At 36.8% G+C, this 12134-nt stretch carries 9 protein-coding genes; 2 read left to right on the top strand and 7 right to left on the bottom strand.

Features of this window, described 5'->3' with window-relative positions; all coding sequences use genetic code 11:
• Positions 1 to 51: 51 nt before the first annotated feature.
• On the bottom strand, positions 52 to 1125 hold the full coding sequence (gene aroB / locus ACY2RS_RS03860) for a 3-dehydroquinate synthase (protein ID WP_490097293.1): 1074 nt from the start codon (positions 1123 to 1125) through the stop codon (positions 52 to 54).
• A gap of 176 nt (positions 1126 to 1301) precedes the next feature.
• Here aroB and ACY2RS_RS03855 point away from each other — a divergent pair, with 176 nt between their 5' ends.
• Together ACY2RS_RS03855 and ACY2RS_RS03850 are read left to right on the top strand one after the other, a co-directional pair.
• Positions 1302 to 2474 (top strand): proline dehydrogenase family protein, encoded by a 1173-nt coding sequence (locus ACY2RS_RS03855; protein WP_490097292.1) that lies wholly within the window; start codon positions 1302 to 1304, stop codon positions 2472 to 2474.
• 78 nt (positions 2475 to 2552) lie between these two features.
• The gene (locus ACY2RS_RS03850; RefSeq protein WP_490097291.1) at positions 2553 to 3866 is read left to right on the top strand and encodes a patatin-like phospholipase family protein; all 1314 of its coding nucleotides are present in this window, start codon (positions 2553 to 2555) and stop codon (positions 3864 to 3866) included.
• Between the two features lie 146 nt (positions 3867 to 4012).
• Here the strand turns inward: ACY2RS_RS03850 and ACY2RS_RS03845 are convergent, their stop codons facing one another.
• The 6 genes from ACY2RS_RS03845 to ACY2RS_RS03820 all read right to left on the bottom strand — a co-directional run bounded on the left by ACY2RS_RS03845 (position 4013) and on the right by ACY2RS_RS03820 (position 12106).
• Positions 4013 to 5932, bottom strand: coding sequence for a peroxidase family protein (locus ACY2RS_RS03845; RefSeq protein WP_490097290.1), 1920 nt, complete (start codon positions 5930 to 5932; stop codon positions 4013 to 4015).
• 95 nt (positions 5933 to 6027) lie between these two features.
• Positions 6028 to 6894, bottom strand: coding sequence for a 23S rRNA (adenine(1618)-N(6))-methyltransferase RlmF (gene rlmF / locus ACY2RS_RS03840; protein WP_490097289.1), 867 nt, complete (start codon positions 6892 to 6894; stop codon positions 6028 to 6030).
• Between the two features lie 178 nt (positions 6895 to 7072).
• Positions 7073 to 7300 (bottom strand): YtxH domain-containing protein, encoded by a 228-nt coding sequence (locus tag ACY2RS_RS03835; RefSeq protein WP_490097288.1) that lies wholly within the window; start codon positions 7298 to 7300, stop codon positions 7073 to 7075.
• A gap of 273 nt (positions 7301 to 7573) precedes the next feature.
• Complete coding sequence (locus ACY2RS_RS03830; RefSeq protein WP_490097287.1) at positions 7574 to 7939, bottom strand: hypothetical protein; 366 nt, start codon at positions 7937 to 7939, stop codon at positions 7574 to 7576.
• A gap of 3 nt (positions 7940 to 7942) precedes the next feature.
• Entirely contained in the window at positions 7943 to 10405 is a 2463-nt protein-coding gene (locus ACY2RS_RS03825; RefSeq protein WP_490097286.1) for a TonB-dependent receptor, read from the bottom strand.
• A gap of 6 nt (positions 10406 to 10411) precedes the next feature.
• Positions 10412 to 12106 (bottom strand): M23 family metallopeptidase, encoded by a 1695-nt coding sequence (locus ACY2RS_RS03820; protein ID WP_490097285.1) that lies wholly within the window; start codon positions 12104 to 12106, stop codon positions 10412 to 10414.
• Between the last annotated feature and the right edge of the window lie 28 nt (positions 12107 to 12134).

Here is a 12134-nt window from a genome sequence, read left to right as displayed (position 1 = left end):
CTAGTTGTTTCTATAAAATTAGTAAAAAAATGAATACGTAAAAATAAAATTCTACAAATTTTTGTAAAATTCAAACGCCTTGTAGATTAAGACTTTAGGTGCTTTTTGGTTGATTTTGTATACTCCAAAACCTTCTAATAAAACAAAAAGAATTTCGCCCCCTTTATTTTTTTTGTCAAACTTTAGCAAGTCTATTATAGCATCTATTTCTTCTCTAGTAAACACTTCTTTTTGATATACATCTTGTAAGGTTTTGCATGCAGAAATCATGTTGCTTTTGTTAAATCCAGTTTGTTCGCTAGAAATAAATAATGCTAAAATCATCCCAATAGCTATAGCTTCTCCATGCAACAATGTGGTTCTTTTTTCTGAAGCTAAACAATAAGATTCTATAGCGTGTCCAAGAGTATGACCAAAATTCAACATTTTTCTAATGCCTTGTTCAGTGGGGTCTTTTGTAACTATTGTATTTTTAATGCAGATTGATTCCCAGATGAGTTGCTTGGTAGTTGCTTTATCCTTAATATCAAAATTTTTGAGCGCTTCCCAATAGGCTTTGCTTTGTATTAAACCATGCTTTAACATTTCTGCATAACCCGATTTTATTTCATTTTCGGGAAGTGTGTCTAAAAAGGTGGTATCTACAAATACTGCATTCGGATTTTTAATAACACCTATTTGATTTTTAATAACACCTAAATCAACTCCATTTTTACCACCTACAGAAGCATCTACCATGGCTAGAAGGGTAGTAGGTATATTGATAAATTCGATTCCTCTTTTAAAAGTGCAGGCAGCAAAACCTCCTAGATCTGTAACTACGCCGCCACCCAAATTGATTAGTAAACTACTTCTATCGGCTCCTAAATCAGATAAAGTATTCCAAACATGAACGCAGGTTTCAATTGTTTTATGGGCTTCTCCAGCGGGAATAACAATGACTTCTGGAAGTCGATCGAAGTTTATATGATTCAAAAAATACGGAAGGCAATGTATCTGCGTATGTGTATCTACAAGTACAAAAACGCTAGTAGGACTTAGAAGCGCTATATTTTCATCCAATTTTTCCCATACAGTATCAGTACAGTATACACTTCCTCTTTCTTTTACTAGTTGTCTTTCCATACTTAGGATTTCTCTTGTTTTTTTTTCTGCGGAAATGTTAGGTGTCTAACAATGGTTTCATGTTTCTAAAATTTCCGAAGAGCGTATTATACCTTTTCAAAAGGATATACAAAATTAGAATATTGTATTTCAACAGCCATCAATTCTCTCTATATTTGTAAGACAAATTTTTTACTATGGCTTCACGCAGTTTATTTGACAATACACAAACGGCATTTACCCTGAAGAGCGACTCCGAATTAGAACGCGCTTATTTTTTGTTTAAAATGATTTCTAAAGAGCCTTTAGTGCGTATTGGCACTGCAGCTACGAAGTTTGCCTTAAATTTAAATCTACCGGTTGAAGGACTCATTCGTTCTACGGTTTTTGATCATTTTTGTGGTGGTGTGAATGAAACAGACTGCATGCCTGTGGTAGATAATTTGTACAAAGCAGGCGTTTTTTCAGTCTTGGATTATTCTGTAGAAGGAAAAGCAGAAGAAGCACAATTTGATGCAACAATGCAAAAGGTGATTGAGCTCACAAAGTTTGCAGAACACAAAGATGCTATGCCGTTTTCGGTTTTTAAGCCTACCGGTTTTGGTCGCTTTAAAATATGGCAAAAACGTACAGAAAATGAACCCTTAGACCCTCAAGAAGAAGGAGAGTGGCAGCGTATTAAAGTACGTTATGAAACAGTTTGTCAAACCGCACATGCCTGTGATATTTCATTGCTCATAGATGGAGAAGAAACTTGGATGCAAGATGCAGCAGATGACCTTTGTGAAGCCATGATGGTAAAATATAACAAGGAAAAAGCGATTGTATTTAACACACTGCAATGCTACCGATGGGATCGCCTAGATTATTTAAAAGAACAACACGCCAAAGCAAAAGCGGGAGGCTATAAACTTGGATTTAAAGTGGTACGTGGTGCCTACATGGAAAAAGAAAACGAACGCGCCGAAGAAAAAGGATACAAAAGCCCTATTTGCGAAAGCAAGCAAGCTACCGATGCTCAATTTAATGCGGTGATGCATTATATTTTAGATAATCTTGATGACATCTCATTATTCTTAGGAACCCATAACGAAGAAAGTAGTTACATGGCTTTAGAGGAAGTTCAGAAGAAAGGACTGGGTAAAAATGATGCTAGAGTATGGTTCGGACAATTGTACGGCATGAGCGATCATATAAGTTATAATTTGGCAGCAGAAGGCTATAATGTTGCAAAATACATTCCTTTTGGTCCGGTAAAAGATGTGATGCCTTACTTAATTAGAAGGGCAGAAGAAAATACATCGGTTGCTGGACAGACCAGCAGAGAGCTTACCTTGTTGAAGAAGGAAAAAGCAAGAAGAAAATTATAAAAAAGTGCTCAGTAGCAGTGTTTAGTGGCAGTTTACAAGTTGTTTCTGAAATTTTAATCAACCAAATATCATCTATACATGCAAGTACCTTATAAAATTCTTTCTTTAGATGGTGGTGGTACATGGGCTTTGCTACAGGTGCTTACACTTCAAGAACTTTTTAAAAATAAGTTTCCAAATAAAGAAGTGCGAGGACATGAGGTTTTGCGTCATTTCGATTTGGTGATAGGGACTTCGGGTGGAAGTATGGTCATCGCTGCCTTAGCATGTAATTGGACCTTCGATGAAATTATTGCCATTTTCGACGATGCTTCTAAGCGTGGTGAAATATTTAAAAAACTTTCGTTTCGGGAGCGCTACTTTCCAGTAAATTTTATGCACCTGTTTAACATTAAGTCTATAGGGACACGCTATAGTACTACTAACAAGAAAAAAGCTTTAGAAGATTTACTGGTCTTGGATAATGGAAAAAAGTTAGTAGATATTTCTTTATCAGAACTTCCAGAAGTTATTGGTAAAAAGTCTTTAGAGATTATCATTACTACCTTTGACATTAAAAACAAGCGAGCTAAATTTTTTAGATCTAATAAATCGAGTAAGGCAAGAGCAGAAATCATTGCGGGACATTCAAATTTTGACGAAACGAATTTAGTGACTGCCATTCATGGGTCTTCCAATGCTCCTGTGAATTATTTTGATTTTCCTGCGGTGCTAAAACCAAAGCAAACAAACAGACGCTATTATTTGTGGGATGGAGCTCTTGGCGGATTTAACAATCCAGTGATGGCAGGAATTACCGAAGCACTTGCCAATGGAGTTCCTCGAAAGAATATTCGAGTGCTTTCTATTGGAACCGCTAGTAAAGTTGCTTCAAAGGACGATGGTATTGAATTTAGAGATAATTACTATAGTACTTTATTGGGACGTAAGTTACGCTATAAAGATTCTGGTGCTATTGACTTTGAAAAAACCAAGCAAAAAAGAGGTTTCTCAAGACTATTTAAAGGAGCTAATTTGTTTACTGGAGCTCTGTCTAATTTATCCAAATCTATTTTGTTTGAACCGCAAACTTGGGCAACCTATAGTGCCTATGTTCATTTGTTTGCAGATGCCATAGATGCTAGTGAGAATCACCATCGTTTTGTGCGTTTATCACCACAAATTTGGGTGGATGAAAAAGCATCTCCCTTATTAAAACGATTGTACGAACTTGATATGGATGTTACGGCACAACATGAAATAGAAGATTTAAAAAACTGCTTTAGCTCTTGGAAAGATGGGGCTATTGCAAATGAACCTATACAATGGACCAAGACCATCGACGAAGAATATATTTATGCAAAAGGGCACCGAAATTTTAACGATGCCCTTGAGGCTATTGATTGGCTATAATTAGACCGCTGCGCTGATAGATCATTCGCTTTGCTCACTTTTGGATGTTAGACCACTTAACACTTCGCCAAGGCTACGAGTTACGAAGTCGCTGATAGATATTTGTAGAATAACTACCAACTGCCACTGAAAACTGAGTACAAAAACTACCTTCCTTTAATAATTTTTAATTGTCCTTTACCAGCGTCACTGTCTAAAGAGATTACATACAAACCATTGGCTAGCTGATCGTCTAGCTCAAAGGAGTGCTCTGATGCGCCTCTTGTAATTCTAATTGCTCTTTCTTGAACAACTACACCTGATGCGTTAAAGATACGTAACGTAGCATCTGAAGGTCTTCTTGCTGTGATACTGATATTGAAATATTTCTGTACTGGGTTAGGGTATGCTTTCACGTCAATATTCATTACGCCTGCAAATGGAAATAACTCTACGCCTAATTCATCTCTATCTACTGCTTCAAAAACATTGTCTTGCAGTACTTCAATGCTTGTATTTCTTAATAATACTTGTGACAGGGTAGTACTTTTAATTTCTGCTATTTCTTCTTCAGAAAAAGCGGGGTCGTTTTCATAATAGTAGCGATCTCCATCTCGTAAGGCTTCAAACTGAAATTTTAAAATAGCGTTCATGCCTTCGCCAATGATACTTCCGTTTACGTGATCTTCACTCATGAACCCTATCCAAGGGTCAATGTTGTTAATATTTCCGTAGGTATTAGAAAGCGTACTGCGTAATGCTACATCTGAAGTAATGTCTGTAAATCCTGCATGCGGCGTCAAACCTAAGTCGGCTCTAATAGTATTGTAATCGGGTAAACCACGTTCTCTAGCACGCGCTAGATTGATAGAAAGTAAATCTAACCCACCAGAACCAGGAGGTCCGAATAGAAAATTACGAATGTCATTCATAATCAATGGGTCTACTAATTGATGCTCCTGAGCAGCTAGTCCTCTAAAGAAGGGTTCTATACCACCTTCGTTTAATAATATTTCAGGTTGAAAAAATCCGTCACGTAAATCTAAGGCTCCAAATTGCCAATCGTCTCCGTTTTCTTCAAAACGCATCAATCGTCCATTTACCATGGTGTGGCCAAAACGATATCCAGCAGCAGAAAAGGTGTTGATGACATCTGGCTGTACACTAGCGTCATATCCTGCATACGGACTAATAGTAACCCCAACATTTGCTAGAAACTCTTCATAGGTAATGGCTTGAATAATGGCACCTACTTTTTTTCTAGCGCGTTGAAACAATTGTTCGTCTGTCCAACCTGGATTTTCGTCTTTTAATTCATCACACAATCTATTGTGTTCTCTTACCATAAGGGTGTGGAAGCACATGAGCCCAGGTTGTTCGTTTATACGCACATCGCCACCTACATAGAATTTTTCTGGAATTGGCATGCCGTCTAGTACCATAAAAGGTACATCTGGATCTATGGCACTATCAAATTCGCCATCGATAGTATTCCAAGGAAGTAAACCACCTGCAGAGAGTTTCATTTTACCATCAACACCAGAACGCAACCAGTCGGCACGTTCTTGTTCTACACCATATACTGCAGAACCATCAATAAAACTAGTAATTTCATTGACATGGCGTCTAGGATTATTTGTGTCAGTCCCCGTGGTTTCATCACTTAGCGAACGAAACATCTTGATTTCTTTCTCACCGGTACAATCAGGATCAAACATAGGATCGCAGTCTGGAACTTGGATATTGAAGGTTTCATCAAAATTATCATCGTTTAGATTGATGTCGTGATCTATAAATTGTCCCCAGCCCCAAATAAAGTCGCTCAAACCATTTTCGTTAGGAATAAATTCTTCCTGACTACCAATAGCATTACTTACGGCTCTTGGGTTTGCTCTATCTTGGGCCCCAGGTTCACTAATACCATCTGTATAGGCCACAGAAACTAAAGTTCTGAAGTTTTCTTTGGCAGCACCCCAGGAAGTATTGGTGGTATTGTTGCCCTCTCCGTCATAGGTTCTATTTTCTTGTGCTTGTGTTAACGTTACAGCTAAAATAGCACAACTTAATAGGATGTATTTTGTTTTCATATGCTCGTCTTTGTCTCAAATTTAAGCAAATAAATTTTTTTTCACACATTTATGTAAGGATGATTTGGTAATACGTCTAATTATAGTTGTAAAGATTAAAAATGCCAAGTCAGCAGTCTACTTTGCTTGTTTCCAATATTCATAATAATGGTTTTATGCACCGCTTTTGCTTTATCTAATTGCTTATAGAGTTTGTTAAGATGGGCTTTGTTGGAGACTAATGTTGTAAAGAGACCAACTTGTTCTTTGTAATGAAGACTTTGTTTTATCATTCTCTTGATAAATAATGCTTCACCACCGTTGCACCAAAGTTCGTTAGGTTTCCCAGCAAAATTGCGTGCGACACTTCTGTTTTCTGCGGAAATATTAGCGAGTTTGCGTCTGGTTCCTTTTAACGCTTCTTCTTCGCTGGCATGAAAAGGTGGGTTGCACATTGTGAAATCGAAATATTCTCCAAGTTGTATCGCTTCTTTGAAGATATTGGCGTTATTTTCTTGATATCTTATTTCTATCTTGTCTTTTAATTGAGGTGTCTGTGAAACAATATGTTTAGCAGCGGCAACCGATGCTTCTTGTATGTCAACACCTACCATTGCCCAATTGTACTGTTGAGAACCAATAATTGGATAAATGCAATTGGCTCCGACACCTATATCAAGTCCTTTTGTGGTTTTGTTTTTTTTAGGTTTCTTTTCAATTGCTAATAACTCATTGATATAACACAAATAATCTGCTCTTCCAGGGACAGCAGGGCAGAGATAGCCTTCTGGTAGGGTGTAATCTTCTAGTTTGTAATGATGGATAAGCAATGCTTTGTTGAGTTCAAATACTGCTACTGGATTTGCAAAATCTATGGTTTGGGTTTGGTGATCATTTAAAAAGGCATACTCAGAAAGTGCTGGGTTTGCTTCGATGAGTGCTGTAAAATTATAAGAAGCATGATGCGGATTATTTGGATGCATATGGTTTGTGTTGGTTTTTTGTAATGGTACAAAAAAACTGTCTAAAAAATGAATTTTGATTTCTGTTTGGTTGAGCGCAGTCGAAACCTATATTAATATTGGGATATTGTAGTTCTCGACTGCGCTCGAACAGACATTCAAGCACTTTTTAGACAGCTTTAGATATAAAGACTAATACTTAACTATTCATATTGTCCATTTCTTTTTTTAGGCTACCTTTTACTTGTTCGTAGGTTTCGGTAATTGTTTCTTCTACCTCGGCAACCGTTTCTTTTATTTTTTCTCCGGTCTTATCTACTTTAGCTTTTAATGCTTCTTTTTCTTCTGGTGTCATGTTTCTGTATTTCCACCAAGCAAAAGCGCCTGCAATTCCTAATAAAGCTAAAATTCCTTTTTTGTTTGCCATTTTGTTTTGTATTTAATGTTAATCTATTGAAAGAAAAATCGAAGTCAGGAAAGAGTGTTAGTGAGCAAAAACTGAATATTATAAATTTAGGTTTCGACTGCGCTCAACCAGACACAATGATATGTTTCTTTTAATTATGTATTGTATATGTCAAATACTATTCCAATATGTTACAGATCAGGTATTTTTGTTTAGAAGTAATGTGGTGGTAACGAATGCAATTGGTGTACTTACATTTCCGAAGTATAAAAGCTAATTTACTTATTCAAAGTACTACTTCAATGCAGTAATGGTAGCTTTTTTAGCACAATTTTGAACCGTCATTTTTAGGTTCTGTTCTTTTACGATGCCTTCTATAGTGTATATTTTACAGGAATCTAGTTTGGTGTTGCTCTCTCCAAAAAGTACATCTCCTTGTTTAAGTAAGAGGGATATAGCAGCTGTGTCTAGATTTTTGTTTTGTAGTGATTGTAGTACTTCTGGACTAAAAGCGCGCTCTTTAATACGAATGTTTTTAAGCGTACGAGCTTCTGGACCATAATCGCAACCTGTCTTTTTGCCTCCTAAAAAGAAGAAGAGTAAGATGAGTCCGATAACAAAGCCAAAACCATAAAAAGCAAATCTTTTAGCAATATTCATAACTTAGAATTTAGCTGTTAACCGCACATTGAATACACGTGGTGATAAGAAATTAGGAATCGAATATTGTACCTGTGTATTTACATCACGTACGAAGGTGTTAGAAATAGAGTTTTGTACATCAAAAATATTGAAGATTTCTGCACCAATGGTAAGTTCTTTAAAGGGCTTGAAAATTCCTTTTTCTCTTAATCTGTCTTTGTCAACAATCACATACGAAACTCCTAAATCGGCTCTTCTATAATCGGGTAGGCGTTCTTGGAAATCGTATGGATCTGCATAGCTAGGTGAGCCTCCCGGGAGTCCGGTATTGTACTGTAGGTTTAAATATCCTTTTAAATTGGGTACCACTTTTACGTAATCCTGAAAAAGCATTCCAATTTTTAAACGCTGATCTGTAGGTCTAAAGATATAGCCTCTATCGTCAATGTTTTCTTCTGTTTTTAAATACCCCAAACTAATCCAGCTCTCGGTACCTGGAACAAATTCTCCAGCCAAACGTACATCAACACCATAAGCATAAGCCACTGCGTTGTTTCTAGCTCTGTATCGAATACGGACGTTTTCTAAGGTATATGGATTAACATCTGTAAGTTGTTTGTAATACACTTCACTATTTAAAGTAAAAGGTCTGTCCCATAAATCGAAACTGTAATCATTTCCTAAAACAATATGCACCGATTTTTGTGCTTTTACTTCTGGGCGAACTGTTCCAGTAGAGTCTCTTAGTTCTCGATAAAAGGGAGGTTGATGATATACGCCTCCAGAAAGTCTAAAGAGCATGTCCATGTCCCATTCTGGTTTTACGCTTACTTGTGCTCTTGGGCTGAATACGGTTTGCGTATTGCTTGTAATATTTTGACCACTTACCGTCCAGTTGTGTGCTCTAACACCTGCGTTTAACCAAACATCGTTGGTTCCTAGATTGGTTCTACGACTCCATTGTGCATATCCACTAATACGATCTATTTGCACATCGTTTTGTGCGCGTATATCATTAAAAGGCACAAGAGGCGAAGCGAAAGGCTCGTAGGGTTGGAGGTTGCTAAAATCAATTAATGGCGGACGAATAGAAAAACCAGCAGAATCGATAATTTCATACTCTTGCACACGATCTCTAATATCTTCGTGGGTATATTTAATTCCGTATTCTATTTCGTTGTCACCAATACTTGCATTTCCTTTGTGTTCAAGGTTTACAATTAAAGCATCGAGGTCGTTACGTGCGTGTGTGAGTTGTGAGCCAATTCCTTCACTAAAGGTTACTTCTCCAAGGTTTTCACTTCCAATACTAGTGTCAACCTCTCCCAACCTGTATTGTGCAAGGATATCGAAGTATTCTTGTTCTTTAGTATGGTAAATAGAACCAATAAATTTTGCTGTATAATTATCAGAAACAACATAGGTTCCTTTTAAAGCTCCAAAATAGGTGTCGTATTTATCTTCTTCTTGTCCTTCGTAAAATACAAGAAGTGCAATAGGATCTGCTAATGTTCCAAAATTGGTTTGTCTAGTCAATGGACTGTAACTGTATTTGTTGATGGCAACGTTCCCTAACATACCTAACTCAAATTTATTACTGAGTTTATAGGTAAGATAGGCTTGTGCGTCTAAGAAGGTAGGTTTAAAGTTGGTCTCGGTTTCTTTTGCGTTTACAAACAAGCTATTGTCTCGGTAACGCAATCCAACGATCCCTGTAAACTTTCCGTCGTTAGAAATCCCTCCAGCTGAAACACTTGCTCCTAATAGACTTGCGTCAAGGCTTGCTTCAAAATTGGTAGGTCTTCTATAGGTAATATCTAGCACAGAAGATAGTTTGTCTCCAAACTTTGCTTGAAAACCACCGGCTGAGAAGTCTACACTTGAGGTAAGGTCGTCATTTACAAAACTAAGTCCTTCTTGTTGTCCGCTTCTAATTAAAAACGGACGATATACTTCAATTTCATTAACATATACAAGGTTTTCATCATAGTTTCCACCACGTACTGCGTATTGGGTACTTAATTCGTTATTGCTATTAATTCCTGGTAAAGAGGTTAGTAAACTAGTAACACCACTAATGGCAGAAGGCATTCTACGAATGGTTTCTGGGCTAAGGGTGGTGATTCCTTCTACACGTTTGTTTTCTCTTCCTGAAATAGTAACTGGAGCAATTTGCTCTACATCAGTCTTCATGACAGGGTTTAGCTCATAATCTTCATTATTTGAAAGATTGAATGTTGCTTGAACGTTTTTATGTCCTACATGACTAAAAGTAAGTGTAATGTCTTCATTTGCTGGAATCTCTATTAGGTAATAGCCATCTATGTTTGTGATACTTCCTTGATTTCCGTAAGTAATATTTACACCTGGAATAGGTTCGTCAAACGTATCTAAAATCACACCTCTAACGGTCGCTTTTTGAGCCCAGATTGCAGTTGAACATAATAAGGTAAATAGTATTAGAAGTGTATGGTGTGTTTTCAAAAGCAATTATTTAGCGTTTTTTCTGAAAAATGTGGCCTCAAATGTACTGTTATTTCCAACATTATCGGTCACGATTAATTTTAAATTATTTTCGGCATCCGAGATAATTTCGTCCTCAAAACTATAGGTTAGAACGTCTTTTTTGTAATTATATTCCATCAATATAAACTTTCCGTTTAGGGTAGCTCTGTACTTACTAATGCCGCTATGTTCGTCTTCTATTTTTACCTGAAGGGTTTTGTTTTTACTAATCCACTTTTTGTTGGTAAAATTATGTGCTTTAATTTTTGGAGCAATCGTGTCCATAGCCAGCGTGTAAGAACCCATCGTCCTGGTTCTAGCGGTGAGTACATTTTCTTTACGCCTTGTTGTGGTGTAATTTGGTTCTCCTTTATAGTTTAATCTCCCAATATATAATTTGCTTTTATCAAGCCCTTTGTAGTTTGAGATATCCATGCTAATAGAGATGTTTTTATGCACTGGTATCACATCTTCATGGAAATGCAGGGTGTCACCAGAAGTGCTTATGTTTAAATAATCGCCTTCGTACAAAGCATTTTTAGGAACATAGATGGTAAACTTCCCTTTATTGATAGTGCTGGCTTTGCTTGAAGGGACATATTCTAAGGTGGCATCTCTTTGTGCAGTTGTGGTTAAGGTGTCTAATTTTCCAGTTACGGGTATAGAAACTTGGGCAAGGTTTCCTTTATAATCGGTAATAGCAATGGTATAATTGGATGAAAATCCATCTTCAACCCTAATAAAACCATTATCAACTTCTTGTTTAATAATACTCAAAGGGTTGTTGGTTTGTCTGAATAACTTTTGAACTCTAGATTTATTTTTTTTGAAATATCCGTAATCTACATAGCGATTCAAGTATCTCGTTTCATCAAAAGAAAATTTTTGAAAAGCAATGTTTATTTTTTCTTCACCATTGTAGGTAGTTTTAATATGATACACACCATTCTTATTGGAAGCACCATTTTGTTGGTCATTGGTAGAAACGCCAAATCCAATTTTTCCGTATGCTGAAATATTCTCTGTTTTATAATTGCCGTCTTTTTGTTTGATAAGACGTAGTTTTACTGGAGTCTTAGATTGATTTACAGTAGCATCTTCTCCAATTGGGTAAGCAAATACCGAATTTACAATAGGATTCTTGGTGTCTGGAACGTCTACTCCAAAAAGCATCGGATTCATGGGTCTTGAGGCGCTGTCGCGTATTTCGTAATGTAGGTGAGGACCTCCGCTACTTCCAGAATTTCCTGTGTAGCCAATAATGTCTCCTTTTTTTACCACTAATAAACTTGGCTCTGGAAACAACTCCACTTCATAGCTTTCTTTTTGATACTGATTGTCTTTTACGAATTTCTGAATGGCACCTGCATATTTTTGCAAATGAGCATAAACAGTGCTATATCCATTAGGGTGTTTAATGTATAATGCTTTACCATATCCGTAATGTCCTACTTTAATTCGGCTCACGTAACCATCTGCAGGAGCATAAATTGGCAACCCTCTGCGCTGTTGAGTTTTGATGTCCAATCCGCTATGAAAGTGGTTGCTACGTAGTTCTCCAAAACTTCCAGAGAGGATGATAGGAATGTCTAAAGGGGAAGAAAAATAATCTTGAGGAATACTGTTTTGGCCTTGTAATTGAAAAACAACAAGAACCAACAGGATGCATAATCTATTCATAATCTGCTTAAATCTTCTACTATAAAGG

This window comes from Patiriisocius sp. 208BN25-11, assembly GCF_058147145.1.
The sequence above is the reverse complement of the archived record's forward strand: the minus strand, read 5'-3'. Positions and strand labels throughout refer to the sequence as shown.